Raw genomic sequence first — 18,982 nt, forward strand, 5'->3', positions numbered from 1 at the left:
TACCCCGGCGCGGCTTTTAATACCCCGATTTATTCTTTGGAAACCGGCCGCCGGGGGCTGGCGCCGGCGCGGCAAATCTTTACCGGTTGTTTCGGTAGCGGGGGCGGAGCGACTTGCTCCGGATGGCGACGCCCGCTGCTTTTTCGCGGAGGAGGTCGCACAGGGAGAGAAGCTCATCGAGACGTAAGGAGAAGGCGGCGGCGAAAAAGAGGAGGGCGCCCGCCGCGATATCTGCTGCCACCCGGCAGAGCAGCCCCAAACCCGTGGTTTTCAGGTGGGCGGCCAGGTAACCGTCGGCTACGTGCACCCCTGCGCCCATAAGGGCGGCGGCGAGGAGCAGCCGGCCGGCGAAGCGGCAGAAAGAGGCGTCGAAGAGGGCGGGGAGGCGGCGGTAGAGGAGGTAGGAGAGGAGGCACATATTGAGCGTCATCGTGACGGAGGTAGCCAGGGCAAGGCCGGCGTGGTGCAAAACGCGCACCAGGACGAGGCTCAGCAGAAGCTTCACGGGGACGGTAGCGGCCGAGATCAAGAGCGGCGTCCGGGTGTCCTGAAAGGCGAAAAAGCCGCGGGTGAGCGGGAGGTTGAGGCAGAAAGCCGCTAAGCCCACCGCGTAGCAGAGGAGCGCCTGCGCCGTCATCCCGGTGGCCCGCGCGTCGAAAGCCCCGCGTTCGAAGAGAAGCATCACCACCGGGGCGCGCAGCACGATGAGCCCGACCGCGCCCGGGACGCCTAACAGCAGGATCCACTTCAGCGCGCGTCTGAGCGTCGCGGCCATCGCCTCCGGCTGCTCCTCCGCCGCCAGGCGGCTTAGCGTCGGGAAGATGGCGGTGGTCACGGCCGTGACCAGGAGCCCCTGCGGCAGGTTCATCAGTTTGTTCGCGTAGTTGAGCGCCGCGATGCTCCCCTCGGCGAGACCTGACGCGAGGCGCCAGTCGATGAAGGTGTAAACCTGGCCGATTCCGGAAGCCAGCACCACCGGCAGCAGCAGCGCCCCAACCCGGCGCACCTCGCGGTGCCAAAAGTCGCAGGCCGGTGTGTAGCGAAAGCCGACGTAGCGGAGGGCCGGAAGCTGAACCAGCGTGTAGGCGAGGCTTCCGGCCACTACACCGAGGGCCAGCCCGTAAACGTCAAGGAGCCGCGCCCCCGCAAGCGCGCCGGTGATCACCATGACGTTCATGATTGCCGGCCCGAGGGCCGGCGGCCCGAAGATGTTGTTGGCGTTGAGGATGCCGCCCAGGATGCCGGCCACCGTCAAAAAAATAATCGCGGGCGTCATCGCCGCGGTGAGTTTGGTGGCGAGCGCGAGCGTCGCCGGCGGGAAGCCGCCCCCGAGCGCCCGGGTGAGCAAAGGGGCGGCGGCCACCCCGAGGAGGGCCAGAACCAGCGTCAGCACGAAGGCGGCATTGAGGAGGCGGCTTAGCACCTGCCAGGCCGCCTCTTTGCGTCCCTGTGCCGCGTAACCGGCGAAAACCGGCACGATCACCGTCGCGAGCGCCGTGCCGACGACACCGGAAAAAGTGTAGGGAATGACGTAGGCTACGAAGAAGGCGTCCGCCTTCGCTTTCGCGCCGAAGGCGTAGGCGATCGCCATCTCCCTGCCGAGCCCTAAGAAGCGGGAAAGGAGGGAAAGAGCGAGAATCAAAAACGTGGCGCGGACGATTATTCTACCGGAGCTCACGCAACCTCGGCCTCATCTCAATGAGAAGTTTTTGCTTTCCCAAGAATCTTTTTCGGCGGAAAAAAGCTACTTCCTGCTTCACTTTAACGCGCAGCACTATAGTTTATTGTCGAAATTTAGACTATTTTGTTTCATAATTTTGGACGTTTTTTAAAGGATTTGTGTGGTCTAAGCCGAATTAAAACATATAGGGTAAATAAAGCCAATAATACCACCAACAGACAGATACTTCTATCTGCAGCAGCGCTACCGCATTAAGCCGACCAAGCCCTCCATCTTGCGCGATGCGCCGGCCAGAATTCCGGGCAAAAATACAGGAGCCCCATACGGGTCGTGAAGTCAGAGAGAAAAAACGCCGGTGAAAGCAGTGGCTTGACTTCTAACGTAAGGGGGACGAGGTAGGTGGGAGAATTTACTATTTTGCTCGGTGGGCAGTCACCCGAGTGGCGCGAAAGTTTGGTTGCCGCTTTTGCGGCGAACGGGTCTTTTGAAGTGATCGGCCACGTGGCTAATGCCGACCTGCTCCCGGCGGCGGGCCGGCTTCACCCGGATATCGTCCTCTGGAACGTCGCGGGTGAGGATCCTGTGGCCACTGTTGGTGAACTCAAGCGCCGGTGCCCCTTCGTTTTTCCGGTGGTCCTGGTAGATAACCCGCAGAAGCTGGACCTGCTGGCGTTGCTTCGGGCTGGCACGTGGGGGTGCTTACCCCTGCGCCTGCTGCCCCGCCAAATCGTCCAGGCGGTGGAACTCATCATTAAGGCCGGGATGCTCTGCCTCCCGCGACTGGGGCCGGAGTTCTTCAGCCTCGCGGAAAGAGGGAGAAGCCCGGTTGACGCTGATCTCCTCACGGGTCGTGAACGCGAGGTGCTCTCCCTGCTCGGCCAGAACCTTTCGAACCAGGAGATCGGCCGCCGCCTCTTTATGTCGGAATCGACGGTTAAAACGCATCTCCGGAGCATCTTCCGCAAGCTCGGCGCCCGCAACCGGACCGAGGCGGTGGTGGCCGCGCTGCGCGTCGGGCTGCTTCAAGAAGCGGCTTTAAACGACCAGCCCCGACGCTAAGCACCGCGCGCCGTACCCGCGGATTAATCCCCTTTAGGACGAAAAGCTGAAAGCCCCGGCTTAAACCGCCGCCGCTGGGACTAATACTGTCTGTTGCCGCAATCTTCCGCGTCCCGCCTCCCGCGCGAGTTCCGCTCTCACTCCTGGATTAATTCTCCACCGGCGCCGTCCCCTGATTTTCATCCTTGCGGTCGATAGAAGTTGAGAGAAGGGCCGTGGTATGCTGGTATCAAATCCCATAGACCCGGCGGTCCCATTTTTTGTGACTGCGCGGGCGGGAGAGGGTGAAACCGGTGGCGGGCAACGGCGTGCCGCACTGGCAGGAAGATAACCGGCGCGAGCCCGGCTACTGGTTCCGGCGGGTGAAAGGGAAAAGGCCGGCGGTGGGCTGGCGGGCGGTACCGGGCTACGAGGCGTGCCGCTTCAAGGTGGGCGCGCGCGTCGTCCAAGCCGTCAGGGCGCTGCCCTGGTGGGCGAAGGTGCTGCCGGTCGCCGTCGCCGTAGCGGTGGCCGTGGGCTTCGGCGCCGCGCGGGTGCTCGGGAACCCGCTGCCTGCCGGCGGCGGCTTCAGCGACACGGAGACGGTGACGATGAGCTTCACCGTGGCGTGCCCGGAGCAGGGGTGCGGCGGCGGGAATGGGAACGGCGACGGTAACCACAACGGTAATTGCAACGGCGGTAACGGCGGCGGGTGCAGCGCCCGGGGAGAAGACAACTGCGGCGGGCAGGTGGTTTCGGGCGCTCAAGGTAGCGGCCCGGCGGCGGACGGCGGCGGTAACGACAGCCCGCAGGAAAACGCCGGTGGTGCTACCAGCAACAGCGGCGCGGTGGCAGGTGGTAGCGGCGGCCCAGCGGATAGCGCGAACGGCGGTGCGGCGCCGCAAGAGGGCGCGAGCGGCGGCGCGCAGGCGAATCCGGACGACCAGGGCGGCACCCCGGCACCGCAGAACCCTGCGCCCGGCAGCGCTTGCGACGGGGCGGCGGAAAACGCCGCGCTGGCCGGCAGCGGTGCCTATTAACGGCGTAAGACTCATTTTCCCGGCAGAGGTAGGGAGGCGACGCTTTTGACAGGCGAAAAGACCCGGCAGGAAAACCGGGCGGCGGAAGCGCCCCCGGTGAAAACCAGCAAAGGCGCGGCGCGGCGGCTTATTAACTGGCTGGTCAACATCATTACCGCGCTGGCAGTGCTGTTAGTGGTCTTCGTTTTCTTCGCCCCGCGCTTCGGGATCAACATCCACCCGGTCCTCTCCGGCAGTATGGAGCCGGCGCTTAAAGTCGGCGGCGTGGTGATCACCAAGCAGGTCACGCTCGACCAGGTGAAGCGGGGCGACATCATCTCCTACAAGATCGACGCGCAGCGTATCACCCACCGGGTGGTAGAGGTAAGTAAAAGCGGCGGGAAGGTGCAGTTTCGGACCAAAGGCGACGCCAACGAGGAGCCCGACCCCTACGCGGTGGTCCCGAAGATGGAAAAGGTGCCCAAAGTGGTTGGCTACGTCCCGTATTTCGGCTTCCTGGCCGGTTTTATGAAGGACCGGACGCACTTCTTCGCGCTGGTAGGCACGCTGGCGGCGCTGCTCATCGCGCTTTACGGTTGGGACATCTGGCGGGAGGCGCGCAAAACGCGCCGGCAACCCGTCAATTGGAAGGCACGCATTTAATAAGGGGGTGATGGCGGCCTAAAACGAAGCGGGCTTAGCCGGAGTGGGGATTAGGAGTTCACAGTTCGAAGTTCTGAGTTCTAAGTTTAAAAAAACTTTAAGGAGGGAATTTAAGGATGCGTAAAATTCTAATCGCGCTTTTGGGCGTGCTGCTGGTCGCGGCGCTCGCCGGCGCCGGCACCTTCGCCTACTTCAGCGACACCGAGACGAGCACGGGGAACAGCTTTACGGCTGGGACGCTGGATCTCGGGCTGGCGAATGCGGCTGGTCTTGATCCTACGGGCAGCACTTCAGCGACGTGGGTATCTCCTTCTAACTGGGCTCCGGGGCAAACGGTGGACGCCAGCATTTACGTCAACAACGAGGGCACTATCGGAGCCAGCAGGACCACCGTTACCTTTACGTACAGCGCAACCGAGGGTACGCCCTCGAGCGTTGATGCTGGAAGTTCGCTAATCGGTGACGCCATCGTAGCAACCACCGTTGAGCTGGACGGTGTTACTGTTACTGGCCTCCAGGGCAAGACCCTGAGCCAGTTACAGGCTCTCGGCGCGTATGACCTCGGTTCTTTACCTGCTAACACGGAGAAAAAACTCCATATCGTCTGGACATTAGATCCCAACGCCGATAACGGCGTCCAGGGTGACAGCGCCAACGTTACGCTTAGTTTCAAGGCGTCTCAATAATGCTTTTAGCGAGGAAGCAGGAATAGGGCGCTATCCTGCTACCCTCCCTTAAAGGAGGGAGCCTGATGTGAAGAAAAAAGTCTTATTGTTGGCGCTAACGCTGCTCCTGGTGGCAGGGATGACCGGCTACGGCACCTGGGCCTACTTCGCGGACACCGAGCAGAGCCTGGCGAATACCTTCGCCGCCGGCACGTTAGACCTGAAGGTGAGCGACGACAACCAGCCGTTCGGCGACGGGGTTTCCGAAACCTGGGTGCTGACCAATATGGCGCCCGGAGACGTGCCGGGGGTGGCTTACGAGGTCAGCCTGATGAACACCGGCAGCCTGGCGGGCAGCCACGTGGAGATCGCCTTTAGCCACGCGATAGACGAGGCGCTCAACCCGGTGGAGTCGGATACCAACCGGAACTCCACCTGGCAGGAGATGGCTCGTTACATCGAGATTCAGTACATGGATTACGACGGCATTGTCTTTACCGGTGCGGGCGCTACCTCCGGCCATGCTATTGTGGACGCCAACGATAACGGCTGGCTTGATCTGGAAGACGTAACGCTGCCGGCCAACGCGGCCGCGCTTGATAACCTGCCAACGCCGCTGCCCAACGGCGGGAATACGAAGAGCTTCCACGTTAGACTGGCCTTCCGTCCCGAAGCGGGCAACGATCTCCAGGGCGACCGGCTGACCACGACGGTTACCTTCACCCTGAACCAGGACGCGAGCCAGTAAAACGTTTCCCTTACCTGAATGTTGCGGGGCAGGCCTACAACCTGCCCCGTTTTTATCGGTTTCCAAGGGTTGCCCAGTGTGGCAAGGCTGCCAGTATTTACGCCGTACCACCGGCAGGGCGGTATGCTACAATGGTGAAGGCCGGGTAATTGCGCGGCCGCTAATTTTTATGGCGCTATCTTTGCTTGGGAGGAAGAGGGGTCAGGACCGATGAAGCGGCGAAATGTAAGCCTGTGGTTCTTGTTTTTAACCTTTTTCGTGGCGGTGTGCGGCGCCGGGTTTTCTTGCGGGAAGGGAGAGGTTACCGGTGACGGTAACCGCGCGGGGAAGCCGGCTGTTCAAGCCGCCGCCGGCGGGTCCGGTGAGAAGCAGCAGGGGACGCTGCGGGAGGCGCGCGGGGCTGGCGGGAGCGCGGCCGGCGCGGTGGGGGGTGCCGGTGTTGCTGCGGGCGGCGCTATACCGCGGCAGTTGCGGCCGGAAGGGGCCGGCGCGGTTACCCCGCCGGGAGCGGGAGCTGGCGGGCCGGACGGGCTTTTGCTGGTGGTGGACAAGGCGGCGCACACGCTGACGCTTTTTCAAGACGGGGTACCGGTGAAATCCTACCACGTAGCTACCGGGGACGGGGGCCCGGGGGATAAAGAGGTGGCGGGGGACCACCGGACACCGGAGGGAACCTTTTACATCTGCGAGAAGCTGGTCATCGACCCGCCGGACGAGTACCTGGGCTCCCGGTGGATGCGGCTTAGCTACCCGGGCGTCGACGATGCGGCGCGGGGGCTGCAGCAGGGCCTGATTGACCAAGCCACCTACGAAGCGATTGTGGCGGCGTGTAGCGCCGGGCAGGTGCCGCCGCAGGAGACGGCGCTCGGGGGCGGCGTCGGCATTCACGGCGGCAGCAGGCCAGAATGGGGTGACTGCTGGACGTGGGGGTGCATCGGCCTCACCAACGCCGACGTGGAAGACCTTTACGACCGGGTGGCTGTTGGGACGCCGGTGGTGGTTCGCGATTAGCTACCGGTGCAAATTTAACTTCTCTTGTGCCGTGAGGCGGTCGTCGAGTTTTTTAATGTCGGCCCACACGGCGTCAAGCTGCTTGCGGATCTCCTTCTGCCCCTTCTCCAGACGTTTCTGTCCCTTTTCCAGACGGATTTGGGCCTCCTGGAGGGTTACAACCGCGGCCCGGAGTTCCTCCTGCCCCTTCTGGAGGGCGGCTACATCGCCGCGGAGTTCCTCTTGGCCCTTCTGGAGGGCGGCTACATCGCCGCGGAGTTCCTCTTGGCCCTTCTGGAGGGCGGCTACATCGCCGCGGAGTTCCTTCTGGCCCTGGCGGAGTTCCTCCTGCCCCTGGCGAAGCTCTCTTAACTCGGTAAGAATCTGCTGGAGAATCTCTTCCACCTATGGCGAGCCTCCTGCCAGTAGGTTATCAGGTTAATATTACCATATAAAGGCGGCCTTGGGAAGGTTTTCGTTTAATTTCGCGAAGAAAAGGGCGGAGGGGGGCGGAGCGGTGCCCCCCTCACGCCGGTTTAGTTGGGGGCGTTAAAAGACCTTCCGGCTGTTCATATAGCCTTGGACATGGTCGAGGGCTTCGCCGAAGCGTTGAAAATGGACGACTTCGCGCTCGCGTAGGAATTTGAGCGTGTCTTTGATCCCCGGGTCGTCAGTGAGGCGGATCAGCTGTTCGTAAGTGGCGCGGGCCTTCTGCTCGGCGGCCATATCCTCGACCAGGTCGGCTACGGGGTCGGCGTGGGCCTGGATGTAGGCGGCGGTCCAGGGGAAACCGCTGGCGTCGGCGGGGAAGAGGGCGCTGTCGTGCTGGGCGTAGTGTGGCCCGAGGCCCGCCCGCTCGAGTTCGTCAGGTGAGGCTCCTTTAACTAACTTGTAGATCATGGTGCAGATGATTTCAACGTGGGCGAGTTCCTCGGTGCCGATGTCGGTAAGTAACCCTTTGGCGCGGGGGCAGGGCATGGTGTAACGCTGGTTTAAGTACCGGATGGCCGCGGAAAGCTCGCCGTCGGGCCCGCCGTACTGGGTCGATAGGTACTTCGCCATGCGCAGGTCGCGGGAGTAGACGCGCACCGGGTACTGGAGTTTTCTCTCGTAAAGCCACATTGGGTCAGTCCCCCCTAATATTCGATCTCCCAGGGCCACGGCTGCTCGACCCACTTCCAGGACGGCTCAGCCCTTTCGTGGCCGAAAACGCAGAGCGGCCCGTATTTTTCGGTGTACTCCTTTTTCAACGCCGCAAGCTCACCGGCGAAACGGTTGTAGTCTGATAGAGCGGCGGCATCATCCGGGTGGGTGTCGAGGTAGAGGGTGAGTTCAGTAGCGCAAAATTCGACGGCCTGGATTTTTTTGAGTAACTCAGCCTGCTCGTAGGGCATAACCACTCCTCCTCCCAATGTTATTCAGCGCGGGTTTGGCGGTGGGTAGGGCGAATAGAGATCGGGCCAGAGGGTGCCTTTCTTTAACGCCTCGTCGGGTTTAAACTGCTTGCCGTAAGGTTGGGGCGGCACGTAGGCGGTGGCGAGTTTGAGCTCGGGACACGGGTACTGGCGGGCCGGCATATCAGGTTGAGCCGAAAGCTGCCGGGACGTTGCCTCGGTGGGGTTGTGCCGGCTGTTTCTGTTCACGGGGATCCCTCCTCGTCTTTTGGGTCCAAGGACGTGATTTGTCCGGGTCTATATTACAATATATAGTATTCAAGGGAAAATGTTCCTCTAAAGCCGGACAGGAATCTGACAGATTTCTACAATAAAGGCCAAAAAATGGTTCTGCTGGAGATATTGACAAATTACCGGTTGTCTGGTAGTCTTTAGGATGTGTTTTGGCGGAGGGAGCGAGAGGGATGGCGATAAATTCATTTCTTGCCGAAGGACAGAAGCTGCACCCGCGGATGGGGATAAAGAAAAATGGTTGGAACTGTTGCGTATGCGCGAGCCCAGGAGCGGGTGCGGCAGTAATAGCGGGCGCCGGCGTAAATGGTGAAGTTAGGCGGGACAACTTAGGCTTCCGGGCGCGGACCCTGCTCATGAATATCATCGGTTTTTCGGAGTTGCTGCTCCTGAAGTTGTCCGAGAGCGAAAAGAGGGAACTGCTTGACTATGTAGCGCATATCAGAGACGCGGGCCTGAAGCTCGAACAGCTTATCGAGGAAGTTACCTGCGTGCGGCGGGATAACCTTGGGCCGTGCGGCGCGGTCGTTCCGGTGGCGGAGATAGTGGCCAGGTGCAGAGAGGCGGTAGCGGCGAGGGCGACTGCGGCAGGCGTGAGTCTTAAGACCGAGGTTGCCCCCGAGGTGGCGCCGGCGCTGGTGGGTGATCTGCTGCTGCTCGAGGTGCTTACGGGCCTGCTCTTGCTTTCGGTTGGCAAGACCCCCAAAGGTGGAAGGGTAGGCCTGTGGTGCACGCGTTTGGAGGATAAGGTGCTCTTCACCGTCTGGCGGAGTTTTACTCCGGGCTGGCAGATGGCGGAATGTAGTGGCCCATCGGGGGACGAAACGGCAGCCGGGGAGCGCGTTTTCGCCCTGGTGCGCGAACTCTGCAAAGCGCAGGGCGGCGCCTTCTGGATGGAGGGCACGCTGGGCGAGATGGCGAGCTTCTGCTTGTTACTCCCACCCGCCGCGGAAGGGGAAGCGCCTGCAGCGGCGCCGAACGTTAGTCACCCGAAAGAAGCTTAACCTGGGTTAAAAGCCCGGTGATACTGATCGGCTTAGGGAGATAAGCGCTGCAGCCGGCAGCGAAGCACTTTTCCGCGTCGCCCTTCATCGCGTAGGCGGTGAGGGCAAGAATAGGAATGGGTGCAGTTACCGGGTCGGTTTTAAGCAGCTGTGTGGCGGTGAGCCCATCCATTCCCGGGAGCCCGATATCCATCACGATGAGGTCGGGCCTTTTTTCTTTGGCCAGGGTGATGCCGAGCTGGGCGGTTGTTGCTTCGAGGGTGTTGTAACCGTGGAGCTGCAAGATGTCGCGGACGAGCTTGGCGTTGGTTGGGTTATCTTCAATAATCAGGACCGTCTTCAACCGCGAACCCCCTCCATTAGCTCACTCGACTTGCGCCACTACACGGCAGCGTAAAAGTAAACGCCGAACCTTTGCCGGGTGTGCTTTCCACCCAGATGGCGCCGCCGTGCATTTCCACGATTTTCTTGACGATCGCCAGGCCCAGGCCTGTGCCTCCGTAGTGGCGGCTGATGGAGCTGTCGACCTGCTTAAATTCTTCAAAAATCTTGGGTATGTCTTCCGCTTTGATGCCGATGCCCGTATCGGCCACGGTTACCGCTACCATATTTTCTTTTCGGGAGGCGGCGACGTAAATCCTGCCGCCGGCAGGGGTAAATTTTACCGCGTTGGAGAGAAGGTTATTGAAAACCTGTTGGAGGCGGTAGGCGTCCGCCATAACCAGGAATTCCCCGGGAGGAACGCGGTTTTCGATGGTGAGGTCCTTCTTGGTGGCCTCCGGGGTCAAGAGGTGGAGGGCGTTCTGGAGGGGTGAGAAGAGGTCTACTTCTTCGATCTGGAGTTCGATCTTGCCGGACTCGATTTTCGCGAGGTCGAGGATGTCGTTAATCAGGGCGAGGAGGTGGTTGCTGCTCTCGTGGACGTCGGTCAAATACTCCTGCTGGCGCGGGGTTAGGGTCCCGGCGGCGCCGGTGAGCAGGAGCTCCGTGAAGCCGATGATGGCGTTGAGCGGCGTGCGGAGTTCATGGGACATTTTGGCGAGGAACTCCGACTTGGCCTTCGTCGCCTGCTCCAGAGCGAGGTTCTTCTGCTCGAGTTCCACGCTCTGGGCAGCGAGTTCCTGCGTGAGCGACTGGAGCTCCTCAGCTTGGGCCTGGAGCTCCTCAGCCTGGGCGTTAAGCTCTTCGTTCTGGGCGATGAGCTCTTCGTTCAGGGTTTCGAGGCGCTCGGATAGCTCGCGCATCTGGACGTAGTGGAAGGCGTTTTCGAAGGCGATTCCGAAGAAGATAGCCAGGTGCTCAAGGGTAGCGATTTTTTCCTGCTTGAGCGGCAGCAGGCCCGCAAAGCCGAAGACCCCGATAAGCTTTTCCCCGGAAGCAACGGGCAGGTGGAGGAGCCAGAGGGGGACGAGCTTACCGGGGAAACTGTTGACGAGGTATTTGGTGTCGGCGGGCACCGGGGTCAACAGGTGCGGTTTGCCGCTTTGGGCGCAGGCGCCGGGAAGGCCTTCGCCCAGACGGTAAAACTCGTTTTCCGTCGCCGGGGTGAAGCCGTGACAGGCGTAGAGGGTAAGGTATTCCTTGTCCGGGTGGTAGAGGTAAAAGGCGCCGATGTCCAGCGCAAAGTTTTCGCAGAGGGTGGCGAGGGTGGCCTGCACCAGCGATTTGGCGTCAATGGTGCCGACGAGCGTTTCCAAGACCTTGCCGGTGCGCACCTGGTTGGTAAAGTGTTCTTCGAGAGCGCCGGCCATCTCGTTGAAACTCCGGGCCAGGAGGCCGATCTCGCCGCTTATTTCCGGGACGCGCGGGGAAAGGTCGCCGGCGGCGAGCTGCGTGGCTGTCGCCGTGAGGCGGCTGAGCGGTCCGGTAAGCCGGCGGATGGTGAAGGCGAGGAGGATGAGGAGGGCGGCGAGAGTGATGAGGCTGATGCCGCCCTGGGTGAGGGCGTGGTTTCTGACCGGGGCAAGAAATTCCGCGGCCTCCTGCTTCACCACTAACCCCCAGGATGTTTCGGGGAGGTAGCGAACAGCGGCGATAACGTTGCTGCCGGTATAATCGCGGGTTTCTATCACGCCTTCCCGGCCGTGGATGGCGGCCTCGATGTCCGGGGTGCCCGGCTTGAAAGCGAGGGCCGCGTGTGCTTGGCGGCGGAGAGTATTGATTACGGTGCCATCGCGCCGGGCGAGGATGATTTCGCCGGTCCGGCCCAATTTTTCCTGCTGGCTGGCGGCAAACTGAAGTATCTCGTCAATGCTGACGTGGAAGATGAGCCAGCCGAGGAGACGCCCCCCCTTCTTTTTCGTAAAGCGGCAGAATGTAGTCGATCCCCGGTCTGGTGGTTGCCGCGCCGAGGTGAACATCGCGGAGAAAAGGTGGGGCGTGGCCCTGGGGCACAGGGAAATGGTAAGGGGTGCCGTTATCCTTTTCGCTGGCGGAGGCGAGGATCATCTTTTCGCGGTTAACAAAAAGGATGTCGTCGTAAAGGCCGCGCTCTTCACAGATGCGCCGGAGGATGCGGCTCAACTCGTCGCGGGCCGTCCGGGCCTGAGGGCCTGTGCCGGTGGCCTCTTTGAGCGCCGGGAGGAGGGAGAGCCAGCGGGTCTGGTGGAGGGTATCGTAGCGACAATCCTTGAGGAAGCGCTCGACATTCGCCTTAACGGTGTCGGCCAGGATGTCAAGCTGCTGGGCCGCCTGGTGATGGGCGTGCCAGCGCTCGTGGTAAAAGGTGAGGAGGCCCGTGGCGATCGCCGCCGCGATAAAGAGGAAGGTTACGGGAAGCATAAGCGTGCCGTGAAAGGTTTCCCAGAGACGCAATTTTCGCCGGCGGGAGGAATTCATCTGGCAACGCTTCCTATCGCAAGTTTTTCGCGGTGCACCAGGGGGGCTTTTTGGCAAAACCCTGGCATTTCAATATCATTTCTTGAAGGTAATTGTCAATGAAAAATTTTGGTTTTGGGGCTGAGATACGGTCACTGGAGCGGTCAAAGTTGACATCCTGCGGTTTTCCTGGTATAAATAAGCCAGATTTCGCGCTTTTCCGGCCCGGCCCCCTTTGCTAACTGCGGTTGGGCCTTTTCGGGAGGGAAAGCGCGGAGGGGGGAAGCGCGTGCACCCGGATATCGAGCGGGTTCTGCTCGGCCGCGAGGAGATTCAGGAACGGGTGAAGATGCTTGGCGAGACGATTTCGGCGGATTACCGCGGGAAAGAACTCCTGGCGGTGGGCGTCCTTAAAGGGTCGGTGGTTTTTTTAGCCGACCTTTTGCGTGTGCTGACGGTGCCGGTAGAGCTTGACTTTATCGCCGTTTCAAGTTACGGCGCTTCCAGCACGACTACCGGTGTGGTGCGGATTCTCAAGGATCTCGACCGGAGCGTGACGGGGAAAGAGGTCTTGTTAGTGGAAGACATTGTGGATACGGGGCTGACGCTCAAGTACCTGACGGACCATCTCTACCAGCAGGAGCCGGCGGGGCTCAAAGTGTGTGCCCTTCTGGACAAGCCTTCGCGCCGGCGGGTGCCGGTGACGATTGATTATTTGGGTTTTTCGATCCCGGACGAGTTCGTGGTCGGCTACGGGCTCGATTACGCGGGGCGCTACCGGAACCTGCCCGACATCTGCGTGCTGCGCCGGGAAATTTACGAAGCGAGGGAGTAACGTGCCCAACCCGCAAGCGGAATTAGTGATTATCCTCGATTTCGGGGGACAGTACACCCAGCTTATCGCCCGGCGGGTACGGGAATGCCGGGTTTATTGCGAGATTATGCCCTATTCTACGCCGGTGGAGGCGCTGCGGGCGCGCCGGCCACGGGGCATCATTCTCTCGGGGGGGCCGTCGAGCGTGTACGAAGAGGGCGCACCGGTGCTCCCGGCGGCCTTTTTTGAAACCGGGATCCCGGTGTTAGGCATCTGCTACGGGATGCAGCTCATGGCCCACCTGCTCGGCGGCAACGTGGCGGCCGCAGCGCACCGGGAGTACGGCCGGACGCTCCTGGAGGTTCTGGCCGACGGGGACCTTTTTGCGGGGGTTGCGCGCCGGACAGAGGTCTGGATGAGCCACGGGGACAAGGTGGCGGCGCCGCCGCCGGGTTTCGTGGTGACCGCCCGCACGGAGGCGGCCCCGGTGGCCGCGATGGCGGACCCCGCCCGGAGGCTTTACGCGGTGCAGTTTCACCCCGAGGTTGCCCATACGCCCGAAGGGAAGAAGATGCTCGAAAACTTCCTTTATAGGGTTTGCGGCTGCACCGGGGCGTGGACGATGGGTTCTTTCCTGCAGGCAGCGGTGGCCGAGGTGCGGGCGACTATCGGTGCGGGCCGGGCGATTTGCGCTTTAAGCGGCGGCGTGGATTCAGCGGTGGCGGCGGCACTGGTGCACCGGGCGATTGGGGACCGGCTCACGTCCGTCTTTGTGAACCACGGGCTTTTGCGGCAAGGGGAGCCGGAGTCGGTCCAGGAGGCTTTCCGGCACCTAGGCATCCCGCTCGTTTACGTGGAGGCGAAGGAGCGTTTTTTGCAAAAGTTGGCGGGGGTGGCCGACCCGGAGGCGAAGCGGAAGATTATCGGCACCGAGTTTATCCGGGTTTTCGAGGAGGAAGCGCGCCGGCTGGGCGGGGCTGATTTTTTGGTGCAGGGGACGCTTTACCCGGACGTGGTGGAGAGCGGCACGGCGACGGCGGCGAAGATCAAGTCGCACCATAATGTCGGGGGGCTGCCGGAGGATTTGCAGTTCAAGCTCGTGGAACCGCTCCGCTGGCTCTTCAAGGATGAGGTGCGGGAGCTAGGGAAGGAGCTCGGGCTGCCCGAGGAGATCGTCTGGCGCCAGCCTTTCCCTGGTCCAGGGCTGGCGGTGCGTATCCTGGGGCCGGTGACGGAAGAGAAGTTGGCGCTTTTGCGTGCGGCGGACGCCATCGTTACCGAAGAGGTGAAGCGGGCGGGGTTAGATAGGCAGGTCTGGCAGTATTTCGCCGTCCTGCCCGACATCCGGAGCGTAGGCGTGATGGGCGATGCGCGGACTTACGCCCACGCCATCGCCGTCCGGGCGGTGGAGAGTCAGGACGGGATGACCGCCGACTGGGCGCGGCTGCCCTACGCGGTGTTGGAGCGGATCGCCACCCGCATCGTGCGGGAGGTGCCCGGCGTTAACCGGGTGGTTTACGATATCACTTCCAAACCGCCGGCGACAATTGAATGGGAATAAGGTATTGCCGAAGCGCGGGCGGTAGGGTATAATAAATTAGCGTTGGCTTAAGAGGGGCGGCATAGCCAAGTGGCAAGGCGACGGTCTGCAAAACCGTTATGCGGCGGTTCGAATCCGCCTGCCGCCTCCAGGGTTACCTTTAATCCGGTCCCGTGAGGCCGGGAAGGGAGAGATTAGCTTTGACGCAAAAAATAGCGCGTGCTCAAGGCCTGCTTACCAGATAGGCGGTAAGGAGGCTTTTTTTATGCCGGAAGGCGGTTGGGAGGGTTGATGGTGAAGCTGAAGGAGAAAGCGCAGATCATGGATGCCGAGGGTATCAGGCGGGCGCTCACCCGGATGGCCCACGAGATCATCGAACGGAACAAAGGGGTGGAAAACCTGGCCCTTATCGGCATCCGGCGGCGGGGGGTGCCTCTGGCGGTCCGGCTGGCGGCCCTGATCTTGGAGATAGAGGGGCGGGAGGTGCCGGTCGGTTCCCTTGATATTACCCTCTACCGAGACGACCTGACGCAGCTTAGTTACCAGCCGCTGGTTTACCGGACCGAGGTAGATTTTCCGGTGACTGGGAAGCGGGTGGTGCTGGTGGACGACGTGATTTATACGGGGCGGACGGTGCGGGCGGCGCTTGACGCGCTGATGGACCTGGGGCGACCGGCGGTGATTCAGCTCGCAGTGCTGGTCGACCGGGGGCACCGGGAGCTGCCGATAAGGGCGGATTTCGTCGGCAAGAATGTGCCGACATCACGGAAGGAAGTAATTGAGGTGCATATCAGAGAGATAGATGGTGACGAGCGGGTGGTTATTAGCGAAAGGGTTGAATGAGGCGTCCTTTTAAAGACGGTCCGGCGAGGCTGGCAAAGGGCGCGGGAAAGGAGCGCGTTTGCCGGCCCCGGCCAGCCAAAAGCAGGACGGGGCCTTTTTATTGGGGCTTGAGCGGGGAGGTAGAAGATGCTGCAGCGGAAGGATCTGTTGGGCCTGGAAGAGTTAGGGGCGGATGAGATCCGCATGATTCTCGATACCGCCGGCGCGATGCGCGAAGTGATCAGGCGGGACATCAAAAAAGTGCCGACGCTGCGGGGCAAGGTGGTGGCGACGCTTTTCTATGAGCCGAGCACCCGGACGCGTTTCTCTTTCGAGTTGGCGGCGAAACACTTGAGCGCGGATACGATAAGCGTGGCGGCGGCTACGTCGAGCGTGGCGAAGGGCGAGGGGCTGGTCGATACGGCGAAAACCATCGATGCGCTCGGGGCGGACGCGGTGGTCCTCCGCCACCCGGCGGCCGGCGCGGCGGCGGTTTTTGGCCGTTACACGCGCGCGGCGGTGATCAACGCGGGCGACGGGATGCACGAGCACCCGACGCAGGCGCTGTTAGACCTCTACACGATCCAAGAGCAGAAAGGCCGGATCGAGGGGCTCACGGTGACTTTCGTGGGCGACATCCAGCACAGCCGGGTGGTGCGGTCGAACATCTGGGGGTTGAAGAAGCTCGGGGCTACGGTGCGGGTCTGCGGGCCGCGCACCCTTTTGCCGCCGGGACTGGAAGAGATAGGCGTGGCCGTTTTCACCCGGCTGGAAGACGCGCTACCGGGGTCGGACGTGGTTTACGTGCTGCGCCTCCAGCGGGAGCGGTTTGCTCAGGGTCTGCTACCCGGCGTTGAGGAGTACGCCCGCCTCTACGGGATCACGCGGGAGCGGCTGGCGTTGGCCAAGCCGGAAGCGATCGTGATGCATCCGGGGCCGCTTAACCGGGGCGTGGAAATCAGCGCCGCGGTGGCCGACAGCGGGCGGGCGGTGATCACCCAGCAGGTGACCAACGGGGTGGCGGTGCGGATGGCCTGCCTTTATCTGCTCATCCGGAGGGAGAATGATGACAAGGCTTATCATTAAGGGCGGGACAGTGGTAGACCCGGTTGCGGGGAAGCTATTCCAGGCGGACGTGACCGTGGTGGGGGATAGGATTGCGCATATCGGCAAAGCGCCTGCGGATAAAGACGCTACGGTGGTCGACGCCCGCGGCTGCCTTGTTTTGCCGGGGCTGATTGATATGCACGTCCACCTCCGGGAACCCGGCTATGAGTACAAGGAAACGATCGCCACCGGGGCGGCGGCGGCACTCCGGGGCGGCTTCGCGGCGGTCTGCGCGATGCCGAACACCCGGCCGGTCTGCGATAGCGCGGCGGTGGTGGGCTTTGTCTTAGAGCGGGGGAAGGCGGCGGGCCGCGCCCGGGTCTACCCGGTCGGGGCGCTCACCAGAGGGAGCGAAGGGAAGGAGCTCGCCCCGCTCGGCGAGATGCGGGCTGCCGGCGCGGTGGCCTTTTCGGATGACGGCCGCTGGGTGAGGAACGGGAATCTCATGCGCCGGGCGATGGAGTACGCGGCGATGCTCGGCGCGCCGGTGATTTCGCACTGCGAGGATCCGGACTTGAGCGCCGGGGGAGTGATGCATGAGGGGGTCACCGCGTCGGTGTTGGGGCTCCGCGGGATGCCGGCGGCGGCAGAGGAAGTGGCGGTGGCGCGGGACATTATCCTGGCGGCGCTTACCGGGTGTCACCTCCACATCGCCCACGTGAGCACGGCCGGCGCGGTGCGGCTCATCCGGGAGGCGAAGGCGCGCGGGGTGAAGGTAACGGCGGAGGTGACGCCGCACCACTTCACGCTCACGGATGAGGCGGTGAAGGGTTACAACACTAACGCGAAGGTGAACCCGCCGCTCAGGACTCCGGCTGATGTGGCGGCGCTCAAGGAGGGGTTGGCCGACGGGACGATTGACGTGATCGCGACCGACCACGCGCCGCACGCCCGGGAGGAAAAAGAGGTCGAGTTCGATGCGGCCCCCTTCGGCATGGTGGGCCTGGAAACCGCGGTGGGCCTGACGATGGCGCTCGTGCGGGAAGGGGTCCTCACGCTCCCCCAGCTTGCGGCGAAGCTTACCACCAACCCGGCCCGGATTTTAGGTTTTGAGGGTGGCTTACTCCGGGAAGGAGCGCCGGCCGACATTACGTTGATCGATCCGGAGCTGGAAGAGACGGTGGAACCGGAGTGCTTTGCCTCCAAAAGCGGCAATACCCCGTTTGCCGGGTGGCGGCTCAAGGGGTTGCCCGTGGGGGTGGTGGTCGGCGGGCGGTGGTTTGCGGTGCGACCGCGGGTGGCTACCGGCAGGCGGACACGGGATAAAAAGTAGCTCAGGGGATTAAACGAGGAAGGGGATTGAAAGCACAAGATGCGGGCGGCGCTGGCACTGGAGGACGGAACGGTTTATTTCGGCACAGGTTTCGGTACCGCGGGGGAAAGCTGGGGAGAGGTCGTTTTCAATACCGGGATGACCGGGTACCAGGAGGTGCTGACCGATCCCTCCTATTGCGGTCAGATTGTGGTAATGACCTACCCGCTTATCGGCAATTACGGGATTAACGACGCTGATTTCGAGGCGCGGCGCTCCTTTGTGCGCGGGTTTGTGGTGCGGGAGGCCTGCAGCGCACCTTCCAACTGGCGGGCCAAATGGGACCTGGCAACCTATTTACGGGAGCAAGGGGTAATCGGGCTGGCGGGTATCGATACGCGGGCTTTAACCCGGCGCCTGCGCGAGCACGGGACGATGCGCGGGGTTTTAAGCACGGTGGACCTGGATGCGGCAAGCTTAGTGGAAAAGGCGCGCCGGTCGCCGCCGCTTACCGGGCAGGCGCTGGTTGACGCGGTTGCTACGCGGGAGCCCTACGTGGTGCCCGGTAACGGCTACCGGGTGGTGCTCTTCGACTTCGGGGCTAAGGAAAACATCATCCGGTGCCTTAACCGGCGGGGCTGCACGGTGGTGGTGGTGCCGCCGCGGACCACGGCGGCGCAGGCGCTCTCCTACGAACCGGACGGGATCATGCTTTCGAACGGGCCCGGCGACCCGGTAGACGTCTTTTACGCGGCAGAAACCGTGCGGGAGCTAATCGGGAGGGTGCCGGTTTTCGGGATCTGCCTTGGCCACCAGATTTTGGGGCTGGCTTTTGGGGGCCGAACTTATAAACTGAAGTTCGGCCACCGGGGTGTGAACCACCCGGTCAAGGACGTGGTGACGGGCCGGGTTTACATAACATCGCACAACCACGGCTTTGCGGTTGATGCCGCATCGCTGCCTCAGGAGGTTTACGTCTCGCACGTAAACCTCAACGACGGGACGGTTGAAGGGATGCGCCACCGGCACCTGCCGGTTTTCTCGGTGCAGTACCATCCGGAAGCGTCCCCAGGAACCAACGACGCGGAATACCTCTTCGACGAATTCATGGCTATGATGCAGCGCGAGAGGAGATAG

General features: G+C 62.2%; 21 protein-coding genes and 1 tRNA gene. 14 read left to right on the forward strand and 8 right to left on the reverse strand.

From position 1 onward, the window contains the following. Nucleotides 1-79: 79 nt before the first annotated feature. Nucleotides 80-1,678 carry a murein biosynthesis integral membrane protein MurJ gene (gene murJ / locus EDD75_RS10670; RefSeq protein WP_123931889.1) on the reverse strand — a complete coding sequence of 533 codons (1,599 nt, stop codon included), beginning with the start codon at nt 1,676-1,678 and terminating at the stop codon, nt 80-82. Between the two features lie 402 nt (nt 1,679-2,080). On the opposite strand from murJ, the gene EDD75_RS10675 reads away from it, so the two are divergent. The 6 genes from EDD75_RS10675 to EDD75_RS10705 all read left to right on the forward strand — a co-directional run bounded on the left by EDD75_RS10675 (nt 2,081) and on the right by EDD75_RS10705 (nt 6,825). Beyond that, nucleotides 2,081-2,740, forward strand: a complete 660-nt coding sequence (locus EDD75_RS10675; RefSeq protein WP_123931891.1) for a response regulator transcription factor — start codon at nt 2,081-2,083, stop codon at nt 2,738-2,740. Nucleotides 2,741-3,024: 284 nt separating this feature from the next. Further along, entirely contained in the window at nt 3,025-3,759 is a 735-nt protein-coding gene (locus EDD75_RS11240; RefSeq protein WP_170157807.1) for a hypothetical protein, read from the forward strand. A gap of 45 nt (nt 3,760-3,804) precedes the next feature. Beyond that, complete coding sequence (locus EDD75_RS10690; RefSeq protein ID WP_123931897.1) at nt 3,805-4,401, forward strand: signal peptidase I; 597 nt, start codon at nt 3,805-3,807, stop codon at nt 4,399-4,401. 116 nt (nt 4,402-4,517) lie between these two features. After that, a complete protein-coding gene (locus EDD75_RS10695; protein WP_123931899.1) occupies nt 4,518-5,087 on the forward strand; it encodes a TasA family protein in 570 nt (189 codons plus the stop codon). Between the two features lie 67 nt (nt 5,088-5,154). After that, entirely contained in the window at nt 5,155-5,814 is a 660-nt protein-coding gene (locus EDD75_RS10700) for a TasA family protein (RefSeq protein ID WP_123931901.1), read from the forward strand. A 210-nt stretch (nt 5,815-6,024) separates the two neighbouring features. Further along, a complete protein-coding gene (locus tag EDD75_RS10705; RefSeq protein ID WP_123931903.1) occupies nt 6,025-6,825 on the forward strand; it encodes a L,D-transpeptidase family protein in 801 nt (266 codons plus the stop codon). Here the strand turns inward: EDD75_RS10705 and EDD75_RS10710 are convergent, their stop codons facing one another. The 4 genes from EDD75_RS10710 to EDD75_RS10725 form a co-directional block, all read right to left on the reverse strand. Further along, entirely contained in the window at nt 6,826-7,209 is a 384-nt protein-coding gene (locus EDD75_RS10710; protein WP_123931905.1) for a hydrolase, read from the reverse strand. A 144-nt stretch (nt 7,210-7,353) separates the two neighbouring features. Further along, nucleotides 7,354-7,926, reverse strand: a complete 573-nt coding sequence (locus tag EDD75_RS10715) for a manganese catalase family protein (RefSeq protein WP_123931907.1) — start codon at nt 7,924-7,926, stop codon at nt 7,354-7,356. 14 nt (nt 7,927-7,940) lie between these two features. Continuing rightward, the gene (locus EDD75_RS10720) at nt 7,941-8,198 is read right to left on the reverse strand and encodes a spore coat protein CotJB (protein WP_123931909.1); all 258 of its coding nucleotides are present in this window, start codon (nt 8,196-8,198) and stop codon (nt 7,941-7,943) included. Between the two features lie 24 nt (nt 8,199-8,222). After that, nucleotides 8,223-8,447, reverse strand: coding sequence for a spore coat associated protein CotJA (locus tag EDD75_RS10725; protein WP_245963153.1), 225 nt, complete (start codon nt 8,445-8,447; stop codon nt 8,223-8,225). 215 nt (nt 8,448-8,662) lie between these two features. On the opposite strand from EDD75_RS10725, the gene EDD75_RS10730 reads away from it, so the two are divergent. Further along, on the forward strand, nt 8,663-9,493 hold the full coding sequence (locus EDD75_RS10730) for a histidine kinase (protein ID WP_123931911.1): 831 nt from the start codon (nt 8,663-8,665) through the stop codon (nt 9,491-9,493). Here the strand turns inward: EDD75_RS10730 and EDD75_RS10735 are convergent. Genes EDD75_RS10735 through EDD75_RS10745 form a run of 3 tightly spaced genes read right to left on the reverse strand, consistent with a single transcriptional unit; the run spans nt 9,471 to nt 12,331 of the window. After that, entirely contained in the window at nt 9,471-9,836 is a 366-nt protein-coding gene (locus EDD75_RS10735) for a response regulator (protein ID WP_123931913.1), read from the reverse strand. The two genes, EDD75_RS10730 and EDD75_RS10735, sit on opposite strands and share 23 nt — an antisense overlap. 16 nt (nt 9,837-9,852) lie before the next feature. Then, nucleotides 9,853-11,853 (reverse strand): ATP-binding protein, encoded by a 2,001-nt coding sequence (locus EDD75_RS10740; protein WP_123931915.1) that lies wholly within the window; start codon nt 11,851-11,853, stop codon nt 9,853-9,855. After that, the gene (locus EDD75_RS10745) at nt 11,741-12,331 is read right to left on the reverse strand and encodes a hypothetical protein (RefSeq protein WP_123931917.1); all 591 of its coding nucleotides are present in this window, start codon (nt 12,329-12,331) and stop codon (nt 11,741-11,743) included. Before EDD75_RS10745 ends, EDD75_RS10740 begins: the two co-directional genes overlap by 113 nt. 268 nt (nt 12,332-12,599) lie before the next feature. On the opposite strand from EDD75_RS10745, the gene hpt reads away from it, so the two are divergent. The 7 genes from hpt (at nt 12,600) to carA (ending at nt 18,982) form a co-directional block, all read left to right on the forward strand. Next, nucleotides 12,600-13,145 (forward strand): hypoxanthine phosphoribosyltransferase, encoded by a 546-nt coding sequence (gene hpt, locus EDD75_RS10750; RefSeq protein ID WP_123931919.1) that lies wholly within the window; start codon nt 12,600-12,602, stop codon nt 13,143-13,145. A 1-nt stretch (nt 13,146) separates the two neighbouring features. Then, complete coding sequence (guaA, locus tag EDD75_RS10755) at nt 13,147-14,685, forward strand: glutamine-hydrolyzing GMP synthase (protein ID WP_123931921.1); 1,539 nt, start codon at nt 13,147-13,149, stop codon at nt 14,683-14,685. Nucleotides 14,686-14,740: 55 nt separating this feature from the next. After that, a tRNA-Cys gene (locus EDD75_RS10760) sits at nt 14,741-14,815 on the forward strand. Between the two features lie 149 nt (nt 14,816-14,964). Then, nucleotides 14,965-15,507 carry a bifunctional pyr operon transcriptional regulator/uracil phosphoribosyltransferase PyrR gene (pyrR, locus tag EDD75_RS10765; RefSeq protein ID WP_425451664.1) on the forward strand — a complete coding sequence of 181 codons (543 nt, stop codon included), beginning with the start codon at nt 14,965-14,967 and terminating at the stop codon, nt 15,505-15,507. Between the two features lie 129 nt (nt 15,508-15,636). Then, nucleotides 15,637-16,572, forward strand: coding sequence for an aspartate carbamoyltransferase catalytic subunit (locus tag EDD75_RS10770; protein ID WP_211328204.1), 936 nt, complete (start codon nt 15,637-15,639; stop codon nt 16,570-16,572). Then, on the forward strand, nt 16,553-17,866 hold the full coding sequence (locus tag EDD75_RS10775) for a dihydroorotase (RefSeq protein WP_123932036.1): 1,314 nt from the start codon (nt 16,553-16,555) through the stop codon (nt 17,864-17,866). Before EDD75_RS10770 ends, EDD75_RS10775 begins: the two co-directional genes overlap by 20 nt. A 39-nt stretch (nt 17,867-17,905) precedes the next feature. Further along, a complete protein-coding gene (gene carA, locus EDD75_RS10780) occupies nt 17,906-18,982 on the forward strand; it encodes a glutamine-hydrolyzing carbamoyl-phosphate synthase small subunit (protein ID WP_123931925.1) in 1,077 nt (358 codons plus the stop codon).

Source organism: Thermodesulfitimonas autotrophica (genome assembly GCF_003815015.1).
GTDB classification, from domain to species: Bacteria; Bacillota; Desulfotomaculia; order Desulfotomaculales; family Ammonificaceae; genus Thermodesulfitimonas; species Thermodesulfitimonas autotrophica.

Coding starts and splice junctions, on each gene's coding strand:
- carA (WP_123931925.1), top strand. CDS start 17,906: ATGCGGGCGGCGCTGGCACTGGAGGACGGAACGGTTTATTTCGGCACA.
- EDD75_RS10730 (WP_123931911.1), top strand. CDS start 8,663: ATGGCGATAAATTCATTTCTTGCCGAAGGACAGAAGCTGCACCCGCGG.
- EDD75_RS10775 (WP_123932036.1), top strand. CDS start 16,553: ATGACAAGGCTTATCATTAAGGGCGGGACAGTGGTAGACCCGGTTGCG.
- EDD75_RS10745 (WP_123931917.1), bottom strand. CDS start 12,331: ATGAATTCCTCCCGCCGGCGAAAATTGCGTCTCTGGGAAACCTTTCAC.
- EDD75_RS10740 (WP_123931915.1), bottom strand. CDS start 11,853: ATGTTCACCTCGGCGCGGCAACCACCAGACCGGGGATCGACTACATTC.
- EDD75_RS10695 (WP_123931899.1), top strand. CDS start 4,518: ATGCGTAAAATTCTAATCGCGCTTTTGGGCGTGCTGCTGGTCGCGGCG.
- EDD75_RS10705 (WP_123931903.1), top strand. CDS start 6,025: ATGAAGCGGCGAAATGTAAGCCTGTGGTTCTTGTTTTTAACCTTTTTC.
- EDD75_RS10715 (WP_123931907.1), bottom strand. CDS start 7,926: ATGTGGCTTTACGAGAGAAAACTCCAGTACCCGGTGCGCGTCTACTCC.
- EDD75_RS10720 (WP_123931909.1), bottom strand. CDS start 8,198: ATGCCCTACGAGCAGGCTGAGTTACTCAAAAAAATCCAGGCCGTCGAA.